The following is a 22,592-nucleotide window of genomic DNA, read 5'->3' on the forward strand; positions in this document are numbered from 1 at the left end:
TCACCCGCCGGGCGGTCTGATCGCGTGACGCAGCCAGACCTCGCAGGCCAGGGTGTTGTCCAGGGCGCGCATCACGTCCGGCGGCAGGTGCGGCCGGGCCAGGCCGGCCGCGAGGGCCGCGGTGTCCAGGAGCCCGGCGCGGGCCAGCCGCGACTCGTTGAACAGCTCGGCGAGGGCGGCACGGTTGCGGCGCAGGGCGAAGTAGAAGTCGGCGGTGTACTCGCCCTTCGTGGACCGCGCCAGCAGATCGTCGGGGACGATGCCCCGCATGGCGGTGGCGAGGACCGGCTTGTAGCGGTCGGGGGCGCCGCGGTCGGCGGTCCGTACGGACAGCGCGGCCTCGATCACGTTGTCGTCCAGGAAGGGCGCGGCGTACGGGAGTCCCAGTCCGGTCGCGGCCTGGTCGACCTGCCGGAACGCGCGGCCGCACATCTGCACCCCGGCCAGCGCGGCGTGCTGGCCCCGCTGCGTCGCGAGCGCCTCGGGGGCGCCTGCGGCCGCTTCGCGCAGGACGGACCGGGCCGCGCCGACCGCTGCCGGAGTGGCCCACGGCGGCATGGCCGAGAACGTCCCCCAGGCCGTGCCGGACGTGAAGCGCGCGGGCGGCGGCTTCGCCGGGTCGGGGACGAGGTGGTCGGCCCAGGCGGCCAGCCATCGGCTGAAGGTGCTGCGGTCCGCCAGCCCGCGCAGCAGCGGCAGCAGGGGCTGGGGCCGGGCCGCCCGCTGTCTGCGTACACGTCCCGGTACGGTCCTCGGGTGGCTGCGCAGGGCGTCGTGCAAGTACGGCGGAAGGGCGGCGAACAGTTCGTCCCCGCCGCCGCCCGAGAGGTGCAGCGCCGACCCGCGCGCGGTCATCAGCCCGGCGAGTGTGGTGAGTTTGGCGCTGTCCCTGACCCAGACGCCCGGTTCGTCCCCGGCCCCGTCCAGGCTGCCCATGCCGCTGAACCACAGGGGCGCGCCGGCGCGGCCGGGCAGTACGTGCTCGGCGCCGGGGAGCCGGGCGGTCGCCCGCGCGGCCCAGGCGGCGTCGTCATTCGCCGGATCGACGCTCTCCCAACGGAAGGTGACCAGCCGGGCGGGGCCGCGCGCGGCGAGGAAGCACAGGCTCGTGGAGTCCATCCCGCCGGAGAGGTCCGAGCTGACGGTCTTGTGTGCAGCGGTGCAGGAGTCCACCGCGGCGGTCAGTGCCTGCCGTACCGCTTCCGCTCCCCGCGTGAGCGGGAGTTCGGGGTCCGGCGGGGTCCACCACCGCCGGGCGGTGGCCCGTCCGTCCGCCTCCAGCAGCAGGCCGTGGCCATCGGGTACGGAGCGGACCCCGCGCCACAGGCAGCCGCCGTCGGCGAGCGGGTACGGAGGCGGAGACGCCAGCAGGCGGAGCGCCAACTGCCGTTCGTCCACGGGCGCGCCGCATGCCGACGCCAGGATGTCGGCCCGGCTCGCCGCCACCGTCACCCCGCCGACCCGGGCGTGGAAGACCCGGCGGACGGCCGAGGCGCTGCCGCGTACCCGGACCCGGCCGCCCGCGGAGAGCACCGCGTGGAAGCTTCCCGTCAGCCCGGCGAGCGCGCCCTCGGCGCCGGTGATGTCCCGGACCCGGCGCAGCCGGTCCGTCAGCGCGTCGGCGGTGACCGGGCACCGCCCGATCACCGCCATCCGTGCCGTCCCCACCGCGGCGGCCGTGAACTGGCCGGCGGGCCAACTGCCCACCAGCCACGGGCGGCCGGAGTGGTGGGAGACCACCTCGGTCGCGCCGGACCGCAGCACGCTCGCCGCGGCCAGTCCGTTCTCGCCGTCGGGGAGGACCGCGAACCACACGTCGTCGGTCAAGACCGGTCAGCCCGTCGGCGGAATCTGCCAGTACCAGGGCGCGTAGCCGCCCTCGAAGAACACGCCGACGTTCGAACCGAGCGTCAGCTCGGCGAAGTCGCCGAGCTCCGTCACCACGGGCGGCTCGTACCCGGTGTCCGCTTCCACAGTGCTCCCCTCTCCGCGCGGCGGCTCCGGCTTCCCGACCGCTTCGGGACCGCCGGGCCCTGCGCGCCCAGGGACTGCCCAACACCGCAGCACCGTACGCCGGACGGCGGCCGTCTTCACCCGGCGGAGTGACGCAGCCGGGGGCGCATGCGAAACGCGCGCGCCGGGCCCGGTGGCGCCCCCGCCGGAAGCGGGGTGCGGTGTGGCACCGTCGGACCATGAACGCGGCATCCGACATCCGGTCCCAGGCCACCACCCTCGCCCGCGACCTCGGCGGGCCGTGGCAGCCGGACGACGCCGACCGCAACCTGGCCCTGGCCCTGGTGCTCGCCCGGGACGACAACGGCGGCCGGCTCACCGCCCCCGTCATCACCCACATCCTGCTCAGCGCTTCCTGGGGGCTGAAGCCCATCGGCGCCATGTACCAGCTCCTGGCCTGTACCGCCGACGTCCTGGACGACCCCGCTCAGCGTGACTCCGACACCGGCCGGGAGGCCCTGGCCGACGTCAACCGCCTCCTCGACACGGTCGCCGCTCTCCCCCCGGACGGCAGCTGAGTCCTCTGAGTTCGACGCGTCCGGCGCGTCCGGCGCGTCCGGCCGGGCCCGGTGTCACTCCGGGCCGGGTTCGACGACCTGGACGGCGGCACCGGTGGCCCGCAGGGCCGCGAGTTCCGCGGCGGGGGCCGCGCTGTCGGTGACGACCGTTCCGTAGCGGGCGGCGGTGCCGTACTCGTACGTGGCCCGCTTGCCCATCTTGGAACTGTCCACCACCAGGGCGGCTCGGCCGGCGGCCGCCAGCATGGCTTCCTTGACCTCGACGTACTCCCGCAGCGGATGGAACAGACGCCCGTCGAGGACGGCGGTGGCGGACATCAGCACCAGGTCGGCGTGGAGCCGGGCGAGGTCACGGGTGACCTCCGGGCCGGTACAGGAGTTGAACTCGCTCTGGTACCGGCCGCCGAGCAGCGTGACGTCCACGCCGGGTTCCCCGCCCAGGCGCTGCGCCAGGCCGACGGAGTTGGTGACCACGGTGAGCCGCGCGGCCCGGTCCAGGCCCCGCCGGGCCAGCATCCCGGCCAGCGGATAGAGCGTGGTGGAGTCGTCCATCAGCAGGGTGCTGCCCGGCGTGATTTGGTCGGCCACCGCCGCGCACAGCGCCGTCTTGGCCGCCAGGCCGACGCTCTCCCGGAAGCGGGTGGCGGTCTCCATGGTCAGCGCGGGGAAGGCGACGGCCCGGCCCCGCTCCTTACGGAGCAGCAGGCGTCCGGCGAGGTCGTCCAGGTCGCGGTGCATCGTCATCAGGCTGACGCCGAAGCGGTCGGCGAGCGCGTCGATGCGCAGGGCGCCGTGGTCGGCGACGTACCGCAGGACGTCCTGCCGCCGCTGTTCGACGGCGGCCTGCGACAGCCGTGCCTTGGCGGGCATCCGGCGTTCCTTCCCTCCGCGCCCGCGGCGGTCAGCTCGGCAGCGGACACACCACGGGCTTGATCGTCGTACGGTCACGGGCGGCCGCGGTGAGGGCCTGTTCCGCCTGCTCCAGGCCGTACCGGTGGGAGACCAGCCGGTCCAGCTTCACGTCGCCCGAGGCGGCCAGGGCGATGGCGGCGGGCCAGGTGTTGGCGTACCGGAAGGTGCCGGTGACCTCGATCTCGAAGTTCTGCACATGGGCGAGGGGCAGCGGCACGGTGTCCCCGCCCATCCCCACCAGCACCGCGCGGCCGGCCCGGCCGACGGTCCGGATCCCCTCGTCGGCGACGGCCGGGACACCGGAGCACTCCAGGAGCACGTCGGGGACGTACCCGGTGTCGGCGAGCCGGGCGGACCGTACGTCGACGGTGCCGGTGGCACCCAACTCACGGGCCAGGTCGAGGCGTTCGGGTGCGATGTCGGTGACGACGACCTCGGTGGCACCGAAGGCGCGGGCCGTCTGCACGGCGATCAGACCGATCGGCCCGGCACCGGTGACCAGCACCCGCGAACCGGTGCCGACCCGCCCCTTGCGCGCCGCCCACACGCCGACGGAGAGCGGCTCCAGCAGGGCCGCGGTCTCGGCGGTCAGCGTCTCCGGGACCGGGTGGGCGAAGTGCTCGTCGATGACGACGTACTCGCACAGGGCGCCGTCGACCGGCGGCGTCGCGTAGAAGGACACCTCGGGGCACAGGTTGTAGCGGCCGTGGCGGCACTGCGTACAGGTGCCGCACGGGATGCCGGGTTCGAGCGACACCCGCTGTCCCGGCCGGCGCAGGGCGGCGCCGGGGCCGAGGGCGACGACGGTGCCGCCGGGTTCGTGGCCGAGCACCATCGGGGCGCGGACGACGAAGTCACCGATCCGTCCGTGCTCGTAGTAGTGCACGTCGGAGCCGCAGATGCCGACGGCTTCGACGCGGACCAGCACCTGCCCCGGCCCGGGGACCGGCACGGGCCGCTCCTCGATCCGCAGGTCCTTCGGCGCGTGCAGTACGGCGGCGCGCATGGTCGCGGGTACGTGGGTGGGCAGCGGAGCGGGCATGGGCGCGTTCCTCGGGGGTCGGCGGACGGCATCGCGCGGATGATGGTGACAGCATTCTTAGCAGAAGTCTTCTGCATTGTTAACACAAAATGCGTGAAGAGGCGCGGGCGGGGGGCGTGTGAACCGGCTCGCACCCGGTGCCTCGTCCCCCGCTCCCGGGCTGCCGCCCCAGGTACCCGGCGTCCCGGTAGCCGCTACCGGCGTCGTGGCGGACCGGTCGGTATCGGTCAGTGACCGATCGCCTTCTTGCTCTCGGAGGCAGTACGGCAAAGGCATGGGCCATTACCGGCCACTTCTCACGGTGATCGGGTGGGCGCTGTTAGATATCAGCCGTCATGAGGCAGGCTCCTCCGGCCGGTCGCGTGCGTGCGCCTTCCGTGCGTCGTCCGCGGCAACCGCGGGGCGGGCGCGGGTGCCTTCGAAGAGGCGACGAGGTGCCATGGTCCGGTGCGACAGCGGCGTTGCCGGTTCCCGGCCGGAGGAAGGCGGTCCCCCACGGGGGAGCGGGCCGGTGCCCGGGGCCGCGCCGAGTGCCGCGCGCCTCGCGGAACTCCTCGTCGGACATCTCGGGTGCGACGCGACGCAGGCCCGTACCTGCGCGAGCGGGCTGCTCGGGCTGCTGGGGGCTCCCGCGGCCGGAGAGGTGGTACGCGAGGCGGGGGCGCGGGAAGGGGCCGCTCGTGTCCCGGTGGTCGCGGAGGCGGGCGTCGCCGGGATGGGCGTTCCCGGTCTGCATGCGCCCGTCCCGGAGCGCTCCGGTGCCGGAGCCGTTCCCGGTGCCTCGGGGACCGGCTCACCGGCCTCCGCCGGAACGGTGCGCGGCGCCGGAAGCCTGACCGGCGGCGAGGAGCTCCGCGCCCTGCGGCCGTCCAGGGCCGACGTCCGCGCCGAAACGGTCCCGCACGCCGCCGACCCCGATCTCGGCTCCGATCCCGATCTCGGCCCCGGCAGCCCCGGCCCCGGCCCGCTCGACGGCGCCGTGGAACTGACCACCGCCGCCAGTCCGGTCGAACTGGCGCAGCGGCTCTACGAACGGGCCGAACCCTCGGGCGCCACGGCGGCACTGCTGGCCGTCCTCGACATGGAAGGCGTGCTCCGGATGAGCGGAGCCGCCGGCCCGGCCGCGCGGGCCGACGGTGACTGGTCGCAGGTGCCCCTGTGCCACATCCTCGCGCTGGCCCGCTCGGCCGGGACGGACCAACAGGTGTGGCTCGACGACGAAGCCGGCGGCCGGGCGCTGACCTGGATCTCGGCCAGGAGCGACGCGCCGGACGCGCCCCGCCCCGCCGCCGAAGACCGGAAATCCGACACCGACACTGCCACCGCCACAGGAACGGGCACCAGCACCAGCGCCAATACCAACGCCCTGGTCTGCGTCGTCAGCATCATCCGGCCGGGCTCCGCGCCACCGGCCCTCGCGGCCCGGGCGCGGCTGGAGGCGCTGACCGACTGCGCCGGGCAGCGGCTGCGCGGACTGGCCGCCCTGGGGCTGCCGGACGACGACGTGCGGGCGGCCTGGCTGGGCGCGGCCCTCGACGCCGTCCCCGTACCGGCGGCGCTGCTCTTCCCGGTACGCGGCCCGCTCGGCCGGGTGGTCGAGTTCACCGTCGACCGCTGCAACGCGCACGCCACCGGCCTCCTGGGCCGTACCCCCGAGCAGATCACCGGCAGCCGCCTGCTCGACGTCTTTCCCGGCATGCTCCCCTCGGGCATCTTCGACGCCTGTGTGACGGTCCTGGAGACCGGAGAGCCGCTGGACCGTGACCCGTTCCCTTACGAGGAGCCGCGGCGGGGCGTCCTGCATCCGGCCCTGCTGAGCGTGCGTGCCCGGCGGGTGGGCGGCGGACTGCTGGTGAGCTGGCAGTTCCACGACGAGCAGGCACGGCTGACGGCCCGTGTCGACGACGCCGAGCGGCTGGCCGACCTCGGCTGGGCGGAGTGGAACCTGGCCACCGGCGAGGCCACCTGGTCGCGGCGGATGTACGACATCTTCGGCCTGACCCCGGGCAGCGGCCCGTTGTCGCTCGGCGCGCTCTCCGGGTACGTCGTCGAGGACGACCTGCCCGCCGTCGTCCGGGCCGTGCAGTCGCTCTCCCGCGACCACGGCCCGGTGTGGTTCGAGGTCCGTACGCGTGCGGCCGGCAGGCTGCGCCACGTGAGCGTCAACGCCGAGCTGGTCCGCGACAGTCTCGGCAACCCGGTGGCGCTGCGCGGGGTCGTCCAGGACGTCTCCCGCGTCCGGCGGGTGGAGGCGGCGCTGGACGCCTCCCGGCGGGAGGCCGAACGCCGGCAGCTACGGATGGCGGAGGAACTGCAACTGGCCCTGCTGCCGCGGGCCCACACCGCCCTGCCGGGCCTGCGGGCGGCCATCCGCTACCAGCCCGCCGAGAACTGCGCCCGCGTGGGCGGTGACTGGTTCGAGGCCACGCCGCTGCCCGACGGCCGGGTGCTGATCGCCATCGGCGACGTGCTCGGGCACGGGCTCCAGGCCGCCGCCGGGATGGCGCAGTTGCGCAACGCGCTGCTCGGGATCGCGTACACCGGTGCCGACGCGGCGCGCGTCCTCGAATGCCTCAACCTCGTCGCCTTCCACGGCCACGACGAGTCGCTGGCGGCGACCGCCGCCGTCGGTCACTTCGACCCGGTACGGCGAACGCTGTCCTGGGCCCGCGCCGGTCACCCGCCGCCCGTGCTCGTACGCGGCGGACGGGCCACCGAACTGGTCAACGCCGACGGAACCACCCTCGGTGCCAGCCTCGATCCCGGCTATGTCTGCAAGACGCTCACCCTGGCCCCCGGCGATCGCCTGATCCTCTACACGGACGGCTTGGTGGAGCGCCGCGCCGACCGGGCCGGCGACCGCGAGGACCTGCTGCTGGCCACCGCGCGCCGAGGTGCCGCCGGCAGCCCTGAGGAGCATTTGGAAACCCTGCTGTCCGTCCTGCACACCAATCCGGAGGACGACACCTGCGTCATCGTGCTGCACGTGGGGAGCTGAGGGACGATGGCCGCCGCCGAGAGCCACGCGGACGGCCACGACCACGGCCGCGGGGCGGAACACGACATGGCGACGGAGCGGGCCGGTAACCGCGGCGGAACCCGCCCCTGGCCGGAAGGCGACGCGCCCATGACACCTGCCGAGACGGTACGTCTACTCTGCGGACCGTCCTGGTGGATCATCAGCGCGTGAAGGAACCCCCGCATGAACCCGAACCGCATACGCACCCTGTGCGCCGCTCTCGGCCTCGCCGCCGGTCTGCTGGCGGCGCCCGCCGCGAGCGCCGCGCCACAGCCGGACGACCGGGCCGCCACGACAACGGTCGCGGCGTCACGGCACCGGCCCGAGCCCTGCACGGGGACGTACCACGGCGACGCCCGGCTCGGGCCGAAGTGGCTGCCCGGCAAGCAGCAGGCTCCCGTGGGCCCGCTGCTCAAGGGCTACCGGAGGACCGGGAAGCTCCCGGCCCCGGCCTTCTTGAAGAAGTACTGGGAAGGGCCGGCGGACACGGGCGGCTGGAAGTACCCGCCCAACGACGGCTTCGGCGAGGTCAACGGCACGGTCGACAAGGAACCCGCGAAGCTGCGCCCGGGCCAGCGGCTGGACCGGTTCGGCTCCGAGTTCGGCGGTTTCCTGGCACCGGCGGGCGACGCGTACGCCGAGCGCTCCCTGCCGCCGCAGAACCTCAACACGCGCGAGCCCGCGGCGCCTTGCGACTACCACGTCTACAAGGTCGCGAAGCCGTTCTGGGTGTGGCAGGGCAGCATCGCTCCGTGGTTCGAGCAGCCCGGCGGCGGACAGCAGATCAAACTGGACGCGGTGTTCCTGGACCCCGGTCAGGGGCAGCGGCTGAACGTGAAGTGGCTCGTCGAGCACGGCTTCCTCACCCGGGCCGCCACCTGAACGCCAGGGCGGCAGGAACACCGTGGTGAAGTGCCCAGCATGACTGACTCCTTGGGCAAGGGCTCTCCCCCGGACCGGCAGGCGGTGCGCACCGCGCTGCGCGCGGCAGGGGTCGCCGACGGCCACTACCGCATCGAAGGCGTACACGAACCGGTGCCCACGCCCCCGGACTTCCTGTTCCTGCGCCAGGCACCGGACGGCGCGTGGGAGACCGGAGCGTACGAACGCGGAGCCCATCACGTCATCAGCCGCCACCCGACCGAAGCGGCGGCCTGCGCCGAATTGTTCCGTCTGCTCACCTGACCGCGCCACCGGTCGGGCGCCCGTCCTGCCCGTTTCGCCCGAGCCGGTGACCGCTTGCTGTCCGATCCGGAATCTGGACCTCTGCCATCTTGACTGGTACAGACCAAGCGAGTTGAGTACCAACCGACCTGTGATCGCGCTTGCGAATCAGAGCGCGGTCCGTGGTCCACGTCGTGCGCCGGACCGTCCGGCGCCGACCGAACGCGGCCCTGCCGCACCGAGGAGTGATCACATGTTGCTCAAGCAGCGTATAGCCGCCGTGCTCTCCGCCGCCGCCTGTGCCGCGACTCTCACCGTCGCTGCGCCCACGGCCACCGCAGCCCCCTCCTCCGGCCCCGCGGCACCCGCCGCGAGCTGCAACTTCTCCATCTGGACCGCCGGCAAGGCGTACCGCACCGGAGACATCGTCAAGTACACGAACGGTCAGTACTACCGCGCCACCCACGACAACCCGGGCTACGACCCGGTCATCAGCACCTGGTTCTGGGAGCCGTACAACTGCGGTGGCGGCACCAACCCGTCCGGCTTCGTGGTGAGCGAGGCGCAGTTCAACCAGATGTTCCCGAACAGAAACCCGTTCTACACGTACAACGGTCTGAAGGCCGCCCTGAGCGCCTACCCCGGGTTCGCCAACACGGGCAGTGACACCATCAAGAAGCGCGAGGCCGCCGCCTTCCTCGCCAACGTCAGCCACGAGACGGGTGGCCTGGTCCACGTCGTGGAGCAGAACACCGCCAACTACCCGCACTACTGCGACCGCAACCAGCCCTACGGCTGTCCGGCAGGCCAGGCGGCCTACTACGGTCGCGGGCCGATCCAGCTCAGCTGGAACTTCAACTACAAGGCGGCGGGCGACGCGCTCGGCATCGACCTGCTGCGCAACCCGAACCTGGTCCAGACGGACTCGGCCGTCGCCTGGAAGACCGGCCTCTGGTACTGGAACACCCAGCGCGGCCCGGGCACGATGACGCCGCACGACGCGATCGTCAACGACCGCGGCTTCGGCGAGACGATCCGCAGCATCAACGGCAGCCTGGAGTGCAACGGCAACAACCCCGGCCAGGTCCAGAGCCGGGTCGACAGCTTCAAGAAGTTCACCCAGATCCTGGGCACGTCCACGGGCGGCAACCTGACCTGCTGACCTCCCGCCTCCGGCGGGCTGAGCGGCCGAGTCCGCACAAGGGAGCCGGCCCCGGATCGCGCACCTCGGCGGTGTGACGTCGATCCGGGGCCGGCCTCAGCAGCACCTGCCCGGCAACCGGGCGTCACGTTTCTAGCCGTCCCGGTCATCCACGTCCATCAAGGCGACCAGAGGGCTCAGGCGACCGAGCTCCACCAGGAGATCGCCCATCACCGCCCGCGTCTCTTCGACGGCAAGGGCGCCTTCTCGGACCATTGCCTCGCCCTCTTCCCGGAGGCGCGCTTCGCGGACCGGGGACAGCGACTTGTCGGAGCCGGGCAGCAGCCCGCCGTACCAAGGCGTACCACGCCGTTCGGTCATGCTGCATTGTCCTCCCGGGGTACGGGAGATCGCCATGGTGGACCGTTGTCAGCCAAGGCGATGCAGTACGGCGCCGAGGTGGCGCGGCTCACGCGGGGCTGAGGCGCTTTCGGCCGGATTTCGTCCGGCGGGCAGCCCGGCCCGACCGTCCGCCGAACCGATCTTCACTCGCGGGAGTGGAGCTGTGCCCGGCTCCCGTCACCGGTTCCGCTGGCGCGGGACACTCGACGAGCCGGACCGCCGGGTCCGGAGGTCGGAGCGGGAGTTGGAGGCGGTGACGACGGAACGGAACAGCCAGGGCCGCGAGCTGCTCGGAGCGGACGTGCGCAACGAGGTGTCAGCGCCGGTCGAGGGCCACGTCGTGCAGGCCGGGGTGGTGCACGGCGGGGTGCACCTGCACGCCGGGCGCGCGCGCCCGGTGGTGCCGCACCAGTTGCCCGCCGCGCCGCGGGTTTTCACCGGCCGGGCCGCGGAACTGGCCGCGCTCACGGCCGCGCTGGACGACGCGACGGAGGCCGGCGCCACGGTCACGATCTCGGCGCTCGGCGGCGCCGGGGGCATCGGGAAGACCTGGCTGGCGCTGCACTGGGCGCACCGGCACCTCGACCGGTTCCCCGACGGCCAGCTCTTCGTCGACCTGCGGGGGTTCACCCCCGTAGGCGAGCCGGTGTCGGCGACGGAGGCGGTACGCGGATTCCTCGGCGCCCTCGGCGTGGACCCGGCCGGAATACCGGCGGACCTCGACGCGCAGGTGGGGCTGTACCGGAGCCTGGTAGCCGGCCGGCGTCTGCTGATCGTGCTGGACAACGCCCGTGACACCCCGCACGTGGCCCCGCTGCTGCCGGGGGATTCGGCCTGTACGGTGCTCGTGACCAGCCGCCGTCAACTGGCCGGCCTGGTCACCACCCACGGCGCCCGTCCGCTGGACCTGGACGTGCTCCCCGCGGCCGAGGCCCGCCAGTTGCTGGTCGGTCACCTGGGCGCTGCGCGGGTCGCCGCGGAGCCGGAGGCGGTGGACGCGTTCCTGGAGTGCTGTGGCGGACTGCCGCTGGCGCTGAGCATCGTGGCCGCCCGCGCCACCGCCCACCCCGGCTTCCCCCTGCGTCTGCTCGCCGAGGAACTGCGCGACCACACCACCCGGCTCGACGAGCTGGACGCCGGTGAGATCCCGCTGAACCTGCGGGCGGCGTTCTCGTCCTCGTACGACGCGCTGACTGCCGAGGCGGCCGTCCTGCTCGGACTGGTGGGGCTGGCGCCGGGGCCGGACATCGGCCTGCCGGCCGCGGCCTCGCTCGCCGGGCTGCCCGTGGCCCGGACCCGCGCGCTGCTGCGGGAGCTGGAGACCGCGCACCTGGTGTCGCAGCCGTCCCCGGGCCGCTACCGGATGCACGACCTGATCCGCCTCTACGCGTCCGAACAGGCCCACGACCACCAGGCGGCGGACAGCCGTGACGACGCGTTGCGGCGGCTGGTGGACTTCTACCTGCACACGGCCTACGCCGGTGACCAGGTGCTCGATCCGCACCGCGAGTCGGTGGCGCCGGCCCCGCCCCGGCCGGGCTGCCGCCCGCAACCGCTGCCGGACGAGACCAGGGCACTGGAGTGGCTGGACGCCGAACACTCCTGCTTGATGGCCGCGCAGCGGCTGGCCGTCGAGCGGCGTTGGCACCGGGCCGTGTGGCAGTTGGCGCCGACGCTGCACACCTACCACTGGCGGCGCGGGCTGCTCGCCCATCAGGTCACCGTCGCGGGCGACGGGCTGGAGGCCGCGCGGCATCTGGGGGACGAGGCCGCCCAGGCTCCGGCGCACCGCCTGCTCGCCGAAGCGTGTGCCCTGATGGGCCGGCATGCCGAGGCGGTGGAGCGTCTTCACCGGACGCTCGCCCTCGCCGAACGTACCGACGACGTGCCGAGCCAGGCACACACCCACCGCGTCCTCGCGTGGGCCTGGGGGCAGCAGGGGGAGGCCCGGTCCGCGCTGGATCACGCCACGCGTTCCCTCGCGCTGTTCCAGGCGCTGGAGGACCAGGAGTGGGAGGCCCGCGGCTTCAACCAGTCGGCGTGGTACTCCGCGCAGTTGGGCCACTTCGAGCAGGCGCGGGCGTACTGCGAGAAGGGCCTGCTGCTGCACCGTGGCCACGGCAACCGCAACGGTGAGGCGCTGTCGCTGGGCGTCTTCGCCTACCTGGGACTGTGCACGGGCCGGTATGCCGACGTCCTGGAGCACGGCCGGCAGGCCCTCCGTCTCCTGCGCGACATCGGCAACACCTACCACGAAGCCGTGTTGCTGCACGGCATCGGCCAGGCGCACGCCGCCCTGGGCCGGCCCGGCCAGGCCCGTGAGGCGTGGGAGCAGGCGCTGGAGCTGTACCGCAGTCAGCACCGGTCGGGCGAGGCCAGGCGCCTGCAAGGCCAGTTGTCCGAGCTGATCGAGCGGGAGCGGGAGGGCGAGCGGGAGCCGGGTGAGGCGCGTCCGCCGGACAACCCGCCGCGTCCTCCCGACGGCCTTCCGCACGCATAGGCCGGACGGCTCCTTCCGTGTGCCGGACAGCGGAAGAAGTGCGTGACCTGTGTGCTCGGCGACCCGCCGGCCCCTTCCCGGTCTGAGCACACGCCGCCGTACGGAAAGCGGCGAAGGGCATTCCGGCGGGCAGTGTCCTCGCGGTCCTCGCCCCCGACTTCGGGAAGCGGTATGTGAAGAGCATCTGCGACGACGCGTGGGCGGCCGGTCGCCGGCCGCGCCTCGTCGCCCCGGAATCGGAAACGGACCAGGCGCGCGCCTGAGAACAGGACAGTCAGTATGTTCACTTTCGACGTGGTGCCGGGTGACGCCGTACTCAACACGCTGCGGAGCCGGCGCGGTGACGTCCTCGACATCGTCGCCCGTACGTACCGCAGCCACGAGGCCGGCCAGACGGTCAACCCGGACAGTTGTTTCCTGCGGTTTCCCGAGAAGCCGGATTCCCGCATCATCGCGCTGCCCGCCTTCATCGGGGCGGATGTGGAGCTGGCCGGCCTCAAATGGATATCCAGCTTCCCGCGGAACACCGAGAACGGAGTTCCTCGTGCTTCGGCCGTACTCGTCCTCAACGACTACCGCACCGGCTACCCCGTCGCGGTCCTGGAGGCGGCGCACATCAGCGCGGCCAGGACCGCGGCCTCCGCTGCCGTGGCGGCGACAGCGCTGCGGCCGGGCGGGTACGGGGGCAGCCGGATCGCCGTGGTCGGCGGCGGTGTCATCGCCCGGAACATCTGCGACTACCTGCAGGCCGCGGGCTGCGCACCGGACGCCTACCTCGTCCACGACCTGCACGAACCGTCGGCGCAGGCACTCGCCGCGCATGTGCGCGACACCCAGCGGCGCCCCGCGGCCGTCACCGGCGACCTGGGGGCCGCGCTGGAGGCGGAGACGGTGGTGTTCGCGACGACCGCCCTGGAGCCGTACGTGCACCGGCCGTTCGGCGCCGGTCAGGTGGTGCTGAACATCTCGCTGCGCGACCTCGCACCCGAAGTGGTGCTGGGCGCGCAGAACGTCTTCGACGACGTCGAGCACTGCATGAAGGCCGACACCTCGCCCCACCTGGCCGAGCAGCTCACCGGCAACCGCGAGTTCGTGTCCGGGACACTGGCCGGGGTGCTGGACGAGGAGGTGCGGCTCACCGCGGACCGTCCGGTGATCTTCTCGCCGTTCGGCCTCGGCGTCCTGGACCTGGCCGTGGGCGCGTACGTCCTCCAGCAGGCACGCGCCGACGGTACGGCCGTCAGTGTGCCGGACTTCTTCGGGGAGACCCGCCGTTGGTGACCCCCGGGCGGCCTGCTCGGAGGTCGCGCACCGCGCCGGGGCGCTGTCTGCCGTGACCACACCGTACCGACGCCGGTGCACACCCGGCTGATATCGGCCACGGCACAGGCGCCGGCCGCGCACTTCGCCGATCATTCGCACGTCAGCCGGGTCGCGTACCCGGGGCCGCCGACCGATCCCGGCCACATGATCGCGACCCGGCAGTTGCACGGCGGCTTCGGTGGCATGCTGTCCCTGCACGTCAACGGAGACTGGCAGCGTTCCCTGCGCACGGCAGAGAACTGCGACCTCTTCACCCGGGTCACGTCCTTGGGCGGGGTGGAGAGCCCGGTGGAACACCGCTGCCCCTTCGAGGGGCCGGGCAGCACGTCCCCCAAGGACAAGATCCGCCTGTCCGTCGGTCCGGAGGATGTGACCGATCTCGTGGCCGACCTGGAACAGGCACTGGAACGCGCCGCAAAGGAAGACCGTTGAGTTCGGACACCACGAGCAACATCCAGCCGGCCGGCACCGCTCCCCCGCCGGAGCCGCCGGTCGGTCCCTCCGCGGAGGGCTCGCCGGCGGACGGCTCGCCGCAGCCACGGCGGGGCCTGTTCCACGACGTCTCGCTGTCGGCCGTGCTGGCCGGCTTCGTGGCCGTCGTCGTGTCGTACTCCGGGCCACTGGTCATCGTGCTGGCGGCCGCCCACGCCGGGCATCTGGACCAGGGACAGACCAGTTCCTGGGTGTGGGCCATATCCATCGGCAGCGGCGTCACCTGCATCGCGCTCAGCCTGCGCACCCGGATGCCGGTCATCACGGCCTTCTCGACCCCGGGTGCGGCGCTCCTGGTCACCAGCCTGGGCGCGTACTCGTACGCCGAAGCCGTCGGTGCCTTCCTCGTCACCGGGGTCGTCATCACGCTCGTCGGGCTGACCGGGGTGTTCGGGCGGCTGATGCGGCAGATTCCGACGGCCGTGGTGTCGGCGATGCTCGCGGGCATCCTGTTCTCCTTCGGCACCGGGGTGTTCACGTCGCTGAAGACCGCACCGTGGATCGCCGGCGCGGTCCTGGTGGCGTACCTGCTGGGCAAGCGCTTCGTCGCGCGGTACGCGGTACTGCTGGCGCTGGCCGCCGGTGTGCTGTTCAGCGCGGTCACCTCGCGGCTGGACATCCACATCGACCATGTCGGGCCGGCCCAACCGGTGTTCACCGCGCCGTCGTTCTCGGCCGGCTCGCTCATCGGCATCGCCGTACCGCTGATCCTGGCCACCCTGGCGTCGCAGAACGCGCCCGGCATGGCCGTGCTCAGCGCGTCCGGCTACCGGCCCGACGACCGGCTGCTCATCGGCTCGACCGGGCTGGCGTCCACGGCCCTGGCGCCGTTCGGGTCGCACGCGATCAACCTCGCCGCGATCACCGCGGCGATCTGCACCGGCCCCGAGGCGCACCGCGACCCGCGCCGCCGGTACGTGGCCGGTGTCTCCTGCGGTTTCTTCTACCTCCTGATCGGCGCGTTCGGGTCGACGCTCGTCGTGCTGTTCGCCGGGCTGCCCAAGGAGCTGGTCGCCGCGGTGGCCGGTGTCGCGCTCTTCGGCGCCCTGGCCGGCGGACTGACCGCCGCGGTCAAGGAGGAGAAGGACCGCGAGGCGGCCCTGATCACGTTCCTCGCCACCGCGTCCGGGGTGACCGTCGCGGGCATCGGTTCGGCCTTCTGGGGGCTGGTGTTCGGCGTCGTGGCGCACCTGATTCTCACGCGGCTGCGTTCCCGGGAGGGCGCGGCGGCCTGATCTCCGGGGGGGCGGTGCGCGGGCCGGATGACGGGCGGCTCGCGTACCGCCGTCGGAGGCCGCTCCCCGCCCCGCGGCGCTTCGGCCGGAACCAGGGCGCGCCCTCTGGCCCTACGGGTGCCGCGATCTCATGATGGGCCCATGGCAGACGACAGCGGGCCCGAGGAAGACGACAGCGGTCCCAGGGCGGACAACGGCGGGCCCCAGGGAGACCGGAGCGGGCACGATCGAGACCGGAGCGGGCCGCGGAGAGACCGGAGCGGGCCCGAGGAAGACGACGGCGGGCCTCAGGGAGACAGCACCTACGGCACGCTCCTCCGGGACGCCCGGCGGCTGCTGCCGCGGATCACCGCCGTACGCCGCGAGATCCACCGCGCACCGGAACTGGGGGCCACGCTGCCCCGCACCCAGCGGACCGTGCTGCGCGAACTGTCCGGCCTGCCGCTGGCCGTCACCACGGGCGACCGCCTCACCTCCGTCACCGCCACACTGACCGGCGCCCGGCCGGGGCGGACGATCCTGCTCCGCGCCGACATGGACGCCCTGCCGCAGACCGAGGAGACCGGGCTCGACTTCGCCTCCCTGACGCCGGGCGTCATGCACGCCTGCGGGCACGACACGCACACCGCGATGCTGCTCGGCGCCGCCCGCCTGCTCGCCACCCGCAGGGAACGGCTGGCGGGCCGGGTGGTGTTCATGTTCCAGCCCGCGGAGGAGGTCTGCGGGGGCGCGCAGCCGATGATCGAGGAAGGCGTGCTGGAGACGCCGGACGGCGGGACGGTGGACGCGGCGTTCGCCCTGCACATCACCACCCGGCACCCGTCCGGCACCGTCCACCTGCGGCCCGGACCGCAGTCCGCCGCCGCCGACATGCTGGCCATCACCGTCCACGGCCGGGGCGCGCACGCCGCCGCGCCGCAGCGGGGCCTCGATCCCGTGCCGGTGGCCTGCGAGATCGTCCAGGCGTTGCAGACGATGGTGACCCGTACGGTCAATGTCTTCGAACCGGCGGTCCTCACGGTCACCCGCGTCACCGCCGGTACGGCGTCCAACATCATTCCCGACACGGCGGAGATCGCCGGCACCTTCCGCACCCTGTCCGACGCCACCCGCAAGAAGGTCCGCGACGGCATCGTCCGGGTGGCCGACGGCGTGGCTGCGGCGCACGGTCTGACCGCCGACGTGGAGCTGCCGGACGTCACGCCGGTGGTGGTCAACGACCCCGGCTTCACCGACCTGGTCACCCGTGCGGCGACGGAACTCCTCGGTCCCGGGCGGGTCCGGCTGCTACCCCACCCGATCATGGCCGCCGAGGACTTCGCCTTCGTCCTGGAACGGGTGCCCGGAGCCATGGCGTTCCTCGGCGCCTGCCCGCCGGGACAGACCGCGGGCCAGGCACCCGACAACCATTCCCGCCGCGTCGTGCACGACGAAGAGGCCCTCGCCGTCGGCGCCGCCGTGCACGGCGCGGTGGCTCTGTCCTACCTGTCGGCGTAGGCGGCGTACGGCTGCGCACGGCGGCGTACGGCTGCCGGTGCGCGGCCCGACCTCCCCCTATCGGCCGAGCACCTGCTTCGCGTACGCCGCGACGCGCCCCCGCATCCGTTCGGCCGTCATGCCTTCCGTGCCGGCCAGGTGCTCGACGAGGTCGGCGCGGGTGGCGGCCAGCAGGGCGTGCGCGGTGAAGCTGCTGTCGACGCCCGGCAGACCGTCCAGTGTCCGCCGGAGGGTGGCGTGCCACCACTGGTAGTGCTCTGCCTGGTACGGGCTGCCGCTGCCTGCTTCCTCCAGCGCGAGGGCCAGGTGCCGGTTGGCCAGCTTGAAGCCGAGGACGGCGTCGAGCAGGGCCGGTACCCGTTCGTGCGGCGGCGTGGCGGGGCCGAGCGGTGCCGGCCCGCTCTCGACGGCCTGGCGCAGCGGTTCGATCCGTGCCTCGACGAGCGCGCGGATCAGGCCGGTGCGGTCGCCGAACCGGCGGAAGAGGGTGCCCTTGCCGACCCCGGCGGCGGCCGCGACATCGTCCATGGACACGCCGCGCGGACTGTCGCTGCGGGCGAAGAGGGCGTCGGCGGCGGCGAGCACGGCCTCCCGGTTGCGTGCGGCGTCCACGCGCTCCTTGCGTACGGTCACGGCCTCTCCTTCGGTCGTTACGGCACCCGTTTACAAAGCGGACTGCCGGTCCGTATTGTTGTCCCGTCCAGCTAACCGGACCCGTGGTCCACATCGTAGGAGGAAGGGGCCGTCCATGCCCGGTTCCGTAACCCGGCCCGACGCCAGCGTCCTGCTCACCGGGGCCACCGGCACCACCGGCAGCCGCCTCGTGGCCCGGCTGACCGCGCTCGGCTGCGAGGTCCGGGCCGCGAGCCGCCGCGCGACACCGATGGACGGCGCCCGGCCCGTCCGATTCGACTGGTACGACCCGGCCACGCACGCCGAAGCCCTGCGCGGCGCGGACGGGCTCCACCTCGTGCCTCCCGTCGGGGACCGCGACCCGGCCGCCGTCGTGCTGCCCTTCCTCGACCGGGCCCGCGCGGCCGGGGTCCGGCGCGTGGTGCTGCTCAGCTCCTCGGCCATCGACCGGGGCGGCCCTGCCGTCGGCCGGGTGCACGACGCGCTGCCCGGCCTCTTCGACGAGTGGGCCGTCCTGCGGCCGTCATGGTTCATGCAGAACTTCGGCGGCGACCATGTACACGCGCGGAGCATCCGCGAGGACGGGGTCATCGCGACCGCGACCGGCGACGGCCGCGTCGGGTTCGTCGACGCGGCCGACATAGCGGCGGTCGCCGCCCATGCCCTCACCGACCGGAGCGCTCCCTGCACCGACCTGGTCATCACCGGCCCGGAGGCGCTGAGTTACGACACGGTCGCCGCCGTTCTCACGCGCGTGACGGGGCGGACGGTGATCCACCGGCGGCTCGGCCACGAGCAGTTCCACGACCGACTGACCGCCGCCGGCGTCCCTGGGGAATTCGCCACGCTGCTGGCCGACTTGGACCGGTCCGTCGCCGAAGGCTCGGAGGACCGCACCACCGACACCGTCGAGCGCGTCACCGGCCGTCCCCCGCGCAGCTTCCTCACGTACGCGCAGGAGGAGCTGGCACAGGCCGGTGCGGTGGACGGAGCGCCTGCTCGCGCGCGGCTCCACGGGCCTGGAACCGGTACATGCGGTACGCCTCGGCGTCGGTGAGGACCCGCGCGACGCTCAGGTCGTCGTCGCCCGGCAGACTCCCCCGCGGCATGGGTGACCAGGGCTGCCGCCTCCGGAACGCCGAATCCCGGGGGTGCGGCGGCGGTGTGGCCGCCGGTACGGCCGCCGGGCGGGCCGCCGCGGTTCGGCACCCGCGAAGCACGTGTCAGCGGTCAGGGCGGAGTACGCGGGCTCCCCCGGAACGCGGCTCGCCACCAACCGTTCCGCGAAGTCACGGGCGGTCGGTGCGGGCGGGACCCCGCCAGCGGCCGATACCGGCTTTCCGACCATGAGGTCCCCAGGGCCCGGACGGGCGAACCGAGATTCCAGACCAGGCACCCCGCACCGGGCGGCCAAGACGAGCGGCGAACTACCGCCCTGCCGGCCGGCCCGCCCCGTCGCTGCCCGTGTCGCCGCCGTCGCCCGCTCCTATCTCGGCGCCGGTCGCTTCGAGCGCCGTGGTGACCGGCTGGAAGAAGGTCTCGCCGCCCCGTGTGCAGTCGCCGCTGCCGCCGGAGGTCAGCCCCACGGCCGCGTCGCCGGAGAACATCGGCCCGCCGCTGTCCCCGGGTTCGGCGCACACGTCCGTCTGTATCAGCCCGTTGACGATGTCGCCGTTGCCGTAGTTCACCGTGGCGTCCAGGCCGGTGACGGTCCCGTCCGACAGCCCCGTCGTACTGCCGGAGCGCTGTACGCGCATCCCCACGGCGGCTTCCGCCGCCCGGGACATCTGCCGGGTGCCGCCGTTCTGCAGGTCCACCGCGCTGTCCGGCCTGGCGGCCGGGTCGTCGTAGGTCACCAGGGCGAAGTCGCTCTCGGGGAACCGGGCGTCGGCCACCGTACCCAGCGGCTGCGCTCCCGCCTGGTCGGCCGTCCAGGTCGCGCTGCCCTTGCCGCAGTGCCCCGCGGTCAGGAAGGCCGGAGCGCCTTGAACGGTGACGTTGAATCCCAGCGAACAGCGCGCGTTGCCACCGAAGATGGCGCTCCCTCCCACGGGCAGGGCCCCCGTACTCCCCTCGCCTTGTCCGGCCGAGTCGCCACCGGAGCCGCCGGAGCCTGCCGAACCGTCTGAGCCGTCCGAGCCGCCGGGACTGTCCGGTCCGCCGGAGCGGCCCGAGTCGTCGCCCGATTCGCCGGAGCCGTCCGAGCCACCGGTGCTCGTCGCCGCCTCCGAGCCGCTGCCCCCGCCGTGATACCGCCGGAACTCCCCCGCCGACCGTTTGATCCTCGCCATGCCACCGCCGCCCGCCTTTTCGACGGCTTCGGTGAGAGCGGCGAGTTCCGCACCGGTGACCGTACGGTCGGCGACGACCGAGACCTGGTTGGTCCTGGGATCGATGGACCACGCGGTCCCGGGGATGGCCACCGTGGCACGCAAGGCGCGCGTGGCCGCCTGAAGTTCGCTCGTGCTGTTGCGCACGACGCGTGCCACGGCGCCCTCCGCTTCGACCTTTCCGGCGTCGTCCGCCGACAGGACGTTCATCACGAGCCGCCCCTTCCCGGCATCGAGATACCAGCCCGCCGTCCGGTCGGCACCGAGTTCCGCCTTCAGGGACGAGGCGGCCCGCGCGGCCGACTCGGCGGAGAAGGTCCGCGGCGGCGCTGGCCGTTCCGCGCTCGCGTTGGCCTGCGGCAGCACGATCGCCGCCGCGACGAGGGCTGTTGCCGCGCCGCCGACGAGGACGCCGGTCCGCTTGTTCACATGCCGATGGCTCTCGCTCACGTATCGGTGGCTCACTTCTCTGACCTCCAGCTGGGCCACAGGGGGAGCACACGGGGACGTACGCCGTGGTGGCGCAGGGGCCCCCGTGCACGGTGGGCACCCAGTTCTACGGAGGACACAGAGGTACCGACTCAGCGCTCCTCGCAACGCGATGAATTCCGCCCGCCCGGCGCGCCGCCCCCTTACACTGCCCCGCTCGCGCGCCGTACCGCGACCGGGCCGGGTTCAGAGATTGTCGCCCCAGCCGCCCTGGATCATGGTCTGGAACGCCCACGTCCCGTCCCGCCGGATCAGAATGTCGGCGTACCGCAGCTGCCGGCTCCGGCCCTCCTGGGTCATGGTCGAGTCCGTGAAGACCACGGCCATCGAGGGCGAGAGGAAGACCGGCGTCCGGGTGGAGTCGAAGGTGATGCCCTCGTCCCCCTCGCCCATCACCTGGGTCATCGTCGCGACGAACTGCTCCCGGTCCCACTGTGCCGAACGGCCCTCGCCGGCCGAGTCGTCGCTCACCAGGTTGAGCGGGAACACCGCCATGCCGGCCATGGCCTCGATGTCGCGCTCGGCGCTCCGCGCGTCGTACTTCGCGAACCAGGCGTCCAGGCTCGCACGGTCCTCGTCGGTCGGTACGTAGCCGGTGTCGGGCAGAAAGGTCACGCGCAGTTCCCCTCGGTCGATCTCGGACGCGCACCCACCGCACGGGGCCACGCAGAAGGAAAGTACGCCTGACGGGCCAGCTAGTCAACCTTGATTAGTGCGGGGTGAAGGAGAGCAGCGCCGTCATTGAGCCGTTGGCCACCGCTCCCGCACCCGTCGAACTCACGCGATCCGTCTCAGCACTCGAACCGGTGGTTTCCGATCCCCGTACGAGTGAGACGGCCTGACGGTCCCGGGTGGCCGAAGCGACGCTCTCCTCGTGCCGAGGCGACCCTCGCCCGGCACCGGAAGCTCGGCATCCCCCTACCTCGACAAGGAGTCATGCACATGAGCCTTCGCCGTTCTCTGCTGGCGATTCTCGGCACCACGGCCCTCGCCCTCGGCATGTCCGTCGCGGGCGCTCCCGGCGCGTCCGCCAATCCCTGCGGCTTCTACGAGACTTCGAGGGACGCGTACTACAACCACTGCACGAGCGACGGCTCGCGCGTGATCATCGAAGTGGAGGTGTTCGGCCCCAACTACGAGCGCTGTGTGGGCCCCGGGGTCACCTGGCTCGGCTCCGCCGGCAAGATCGACGGCGCGCACTACGTGGGCCGCACCTGCTGATCCGTTCCCAGGGGCTACTCGCGCAGGCCGATGAGCCCCCTGGCAGCGTCCGCCGCACACAAGCTGGTGGACGCTGCCAGGGGCACGGTTCAGCCTCCGGGGTCCGACCTCCGGGGATCAGCCCTCGGAGGTCGGCCTCCGAAACGTTTCAGCATGGCAGGGACTTCACCGTTGGAGGAAGGTGAAGAGGTCCTCCCAGCGCTGGACGATTTCGTCGGTGGCGTAGCGCTGGATGTTGGTGCGGGCGGTTTCGCCCATGCGGTCGCGCAGGGTCTGGTCGCTGATGAGGGTGTCGAGGTGGCGGGCGAGTTCGCTGGTGTTGCCGGGCGGGGCGAGCAGGCCGTCCTCGCCGTGGCGGATGATTTCGCGTACGCCCGGGGCGACGTCGAAGGCCACGCACGGCACGGCGGTGGCCATCGCCTCCATGGGGGCCAGCGGGAAGCCTTCGCCGCGGGAGCTGAGGACGAACACCGACGCCTCGCGCAGCGCGCCGGGCACGTCGTGGGTGCGGCCCATGAAGGCGACGCTGGCGTCGATGCCCAGCTGGGTGCTCTGCCGGCGCAGGGCGGCTTCCTCCTCGCCGGCCCCGTACAGGCGCAGGGTCCATCGGGGGTGGCGGGCGGCGATCTGGGCCCAGGCTTCCAGCAGCAGGTCGACGCCC

General features: G+C 73.1%; 21 protein-coding genes. 12 read left to right on the forward strand and 9 right to left on the reverse strand.

Translation table 11 applies throughout. The annotated features are described in order from the left end of the window. Positions 1–1,827 carry an asparagine synthase-related protein gene (locus ACZ4QV_RS21430; protein WP_361150285.1) on the reverse strand — a complete coding sequence of 609 codons (1,827 nt, stop codon included), beginning with the start codon at positions 1,825–1,827 and terminating at the stop codon, positions 1–3. 6 nt (positions 1,828–1,833) lie between these two features. Then, positions 1,834–1,974: a lasso RiPP family leader peptide-containing protein gene (locus ACZ4QV_RS21435; RefSeq protein ID WP_361150282.1), complete on the reverse strand. Its 141-nt coding sequence runs from the start codon at positions 1,972–1,974 to the stop codon at positions 1,834–1,836. Between the two features lie 218 nt (positions 1,975–2,192). Between ACZ4QV_RS21435 and ACZ4QV_RS21440 the strand changes: the two genes are divergently transcribed. Further along, positions 2,193–2,531, forward strand: coding sequence for a hypothetical protein (locus ACZ4QV_RS21440; RefSeq protein WP_361150279.1), 339 nt, complete (start codon positions 2,193–2,195; stop codon positions 2,529–2,531). Between the two features lie 54 nt (positions 2,532–2,585). Here ACZ4QV_RS21440 and ACZ4QV_RS21445 read toward each other — a convergent pair whose 3' ends face one another. Then, on the reverse strand, positions 2,586–3,401 hold the full coding sequence (locus ACZ4QV_RS21445) for a DeoR/GlpR family DNA-binding transcription regulator (RefSeq protein ID WP_361150277.1): 816 nt from the start codon (positions 3,399–3,401) through the stop codon (positions 2,586–2,588). Positions 3,402–3,432: 31 nt separating this feature from the next. Further along, entirely contained in the window at positions 3,433–4,485 is a 1,053-nt protein-coding gene (locus tag ACZ4QV_RS21450; protein ID WP_361150275.1) for an NAD(P)-dependent alcohol dehydrogenase, read from the reverse strand. A gap of 511 nt (positions 4,486–4,996) precedes the next feature. Between ACZ4QV_RS21450 and ACZ4QV_RS21455 the strand changes: the two genes are divergently transcribed. From ACZ4QV_RS21455 to ACZ4QV_RS21470, 4 genes are all read left to right on the forward strand, one after another. Further along, positions 4,997–7,483: a PP2C family protein-serine/threonine phosphatase gene (locus tag ACZ4QV_RS21455; RefSeq protein WP_467763256.1), complete on the forward strand. Its 2,487-nt coding sequence runs from the start codon at positions 4,997–4,999 to the stop codon at positions 7,481–7,483. Between the two features lie 204 nt (positions 7,484–7,687). Continuing rightward, positions 7,688–8,386 (forward strand): TNT domain-containing protein, encoded by a 699-nt coding sequence (locus ACZ4QV_RS21460; protein ID WP_361588542.1) that lies wholly within the window; start codon positions 7,688–7,690, stop codon positions 8,384–8,386. 39 nt (positions 8,387–8,425) lie between these two features. Continuing rightward, positions 8,426–8,689, forward strand: coding sequence for a hypothetical protein (locus ACZ4QV_RS21465; protein WP_361150266.1), 264 nt, complete (start codon positions 8,426–8,428; stop codon positions 8,687–8,689). A gap of 232 nt (positions 8,690–8,921) precedes the next feature. Continuing rightward, the gene (locus ACZ4QV_RS21470; RefSeq protein ID WP_467763257.1) at positions 8,922–9,830 is read left to right on the forward strand and encodes a glycoside hydrolase family 19 protein; all 909 of its coding nucleotides are present in this window, start codon (positions 8,922–8,924) and stop codon (positions 9,828–9,830) included. Positions 9,831–9,962: 132 nt separating this feature from the next. Here ACZ4QV_RS21470 and ACZ4QV_RS21475 read toward each other — a convergent pair whose 3' ends face one another. Further along, the gene (locus ACZ4QV_RS21475) at positions 9,963–10,190 is read right to left on the reverse strand and encodes a hypothetical protein (protein ID WP_361638042.1); all 228 of its coding nucleotides are present in this window, start codon (positions 10,188–10,190) and stop codon (positions 9,963–9,965) included. Positions 10,191–10,374: 184 nt separating this feature from the next. Between ACZ4QV_RS21475 and ACZ4QV_RS21480 the strand changes: the two genes are divergently transcribed. From ACZ4QV_RS21480 to ACZ4QV_RS21500, 5 genes are all read left to right on the forward strand, one after another. Continuing rightward, positions 10,375–12,711 carry an ATP-binding protein gene (locus tag ACZ4QV_RS21480; RefSeq protein ID WP_467763258.1) on the forward strand — a complete coding sequence of 779 codons (2,337 nt, stop codon included), beginning with the start codon at positions 10,375–10,377 and terminating at the stop codon, positions 12,709–12,711. 279 nt (positions 12,712–12,990) lie between these two features. Continuing rightward, a complete protein-coding gene (gene sbnB, locus ACZ4QV_RS21485; protein ID WP_361588548.1) occupies positions 12,991–13,992 on the forward strand; it encodes a 2,3-diaminopropionate biosynthesis protein SbnB in 1,002 nt (333 codons plus the stop codon). 75 nt (positions 13,993–14,067) lie between these two features. After that, positions 14,068–14,466 carry a PLP-dependent transferase gene (locus ACZ4QV_RS21490; protein ID WP_361150255.1) on the forward strand — a complete coding sequence of 133 codons (399 nt, stop codon included), beginning with the start codon at positions 14,068–14,070 and terminating at the stop codon, positions 14,464–14,466. Next, positions 14,463–15,761, forward strand: a complete 1,299-nt coding sequence (locus tag ACZ4QV_RS21495; protein ID WP_467763259.1) for a benzoate/H(+) symporter BenE family transporter — start codon at positions 14,463–14,465, stop codon at positions 15,759–15,761. The genes ACZ4QV_RS21490 and ACZ4QV_RS21495 overlap by 4 nt, the downstream gene beginning before the upstream one ends. Positions 15,762–15,902: 141 nt before the next feature. After that, positions 15,903–17,258, forward strand: coding sequence for a M20 metallopeptidase family protein (locus tag ACZ4QV_RS21500; RefSeq protein WP_361638038.1), 1,356 nt, complete (start codon positions 15,903–15,905; stop codon positions 17,256–17,258). A gap of 57 nt (positions 17,259–17,315) precedes the next feature. On the opposite strand, the gene ACZ4QV_RS21505 is transcribed toward ACZ4QV_RS21500, so the two are convergent. Continuing rightward, a complete protein-coding gene (locus ACZ4QV_RS21505) occupies positions 17,316–17,891 on the reverse strand; it encodes a TetR/AcrR family transcriptional regulator (protein ID WP_361588553.1) in 576 nt (191 codons plus the stop codon). 115 nt (positions 17,892–18,006) lie between these two features. Here ACZ4QV_RS21505 and ACZ4QV_RS21510 point away from each other — a divergent pair, with 115 nt between their 5' ends. Then, a complete protein-coding gene (locus ACZ4QV_RS21510) occupies positions 18,007–18,948 on the forward strand; it encodes an NAD(P)H-binding protein (RefSeq protein ID WP_361638036.1) in 942 nt (313 codons plus the stop codon). A gap of 370 nt (positions 18,949–19,318) precedes the next feature. Here ACZ4QV_RS21510 and ACZ4QV_RS21515 read toward each other — a convergent pair whose 3' ends face one another. After that, positions 19,319–20,671 carry a S1 family peptidase gene (locus ACZ4QV_RS21515; protein WP_361638034.1) on the reverse strand — a complete coding sequence of 451 codons (1,353 nt, stop codon included), beginning with the start codon at positions 20,669–20,671 and terminating at the stop codon, positions 19,319–19,321. Positions 20,672–20,896: 225 nt separating this feature from the next. Further along, a complete protein-coding gene (locus tag ACZ4QV_RS21520) occupies positions 20,897–21,325 on the reverse strand; it encodes a nuclear transport factor 2 family protein (RefSeq protein WP_361638032.1) in 429 nt (142 codons plus the stop codon). Positions 21,326–21,652: 327 nt separating this feature from the next. Here ACZ4QV_RS21520 and ACZ4QV_RS21525 point away from each other — a divergent pair, with 327 nt between their 5' ends. Continuing rightward, complete coding sequence (locus ACZ4QV_RS21525) at positions 21,653–21,931, forward strand: DUF6355 family natural product biosynthesis protein (RefSeq protein ID WP_361150240.1); 279 nt, start codon at positions 21,653–21,655, stop codon at positions 21,929–21,931. Positions 21,932–22,096: 165 nt separating this feature from the next. On the opposite strand, the gene ACZ4QV_RS21530 is transcribed toward ACZ4QV_RS21525, so the two are convergent. After that, positions 22,097–22,592 (reverse strand): glycosyltransferase (locus ACZ4QV_RS21530; protein WP_467763260.1); only part of this gene is annotated, 496 nt, incomplete at its 5' end.

It is taken from the genome of Streptomyces sp. NPDC026394 (assembly GCF_055567735.1).

Excerpts from the sequence above, each read along its gene's own strand:
- ACZ4QV_RS21445 (WP_361150277.1), bottom strand. The coding sequence starts at position 3,401 with ATGCCCGCCAAGGCACGGCTGTCGCAGGCCGCCGTCGAACAGCGGCGG.
- ACZ4QV_RS21460 (WP_361588542.1), top strand. The coding sequence starts at position 7,688 with ATGAACCCGAACCGCATACGCACCCTGTGCGCCGCTCTCGGCCTCGCC.
- ACZ4QV_RS21525 (WP_361150240.1), top strand. The coding sequence starts at position 21,653 with ATGAGCCTTCGCCGTTCTCTGCTGGCGATTCTCGGCACCACGGCCCTC.
- sbnB (WP_361588548.1), top strand. The coding sequence starts at position 12,991 with ATGTTCACTTTCGACGTGGTGCCGGGTGACGCCGTACTCAACACGCTG.
- ACZ4QV_RS21500 (WP_361638038.1), top strand. The coding sequence starts at position 15,903 with ATGGCAGACGACAGCGGGCCCGAGGAAGACGACAGCGGTCCCAGGGCG.
- ACZ4QV_RS21470 (WP_467763257.1), top strand. The coding sequence starts at position 8,922 with ATGTTGCTCAAGCAGCGTATAGCCGCCGTGCTCTCCGCCGCCGCCTGT.
- ACZ4QV_RS21510 (WP_361638036.1), top strand. The coding sequence starts at position 18,007 with ATGCCCGGTTCCGTAACCCGGCCCGACGCCAGCGTCCTGCTCACCGGG.
- ACZ4QV_RS21465 (WP_361150266.1), top strand. The coding sequence starts at position 8,426 with ATGACTGACTCCTTGGGCAAGGGCTCTCCCCCGGACCGGCAGGCGGTG.
- ACZ4QV_RS21475 (WP_361638042.1), bottom strand. The coding sequence starts at position 10,190 with ATGACCGAACGGCGTGGTACGCCTTGGTACGGCGGGCTGCTGCCCGGC.
- ACZ4QV_RS21440 (WP_361150279.1), top strand. The coding sequence starts at position 2,193 with ATGAACGCGGCATCCGACATCCGGTCCCAGGCCACCACCCTCGCCCGC.
- ACZ4QV_RS21450 (WP_361150275.1), bottom strand. The coding sequence starts at position 4,485 with ATGCCCGCTCCGCTGCCCACCCACGTACCCGCGACCATGCGCGCCGCC.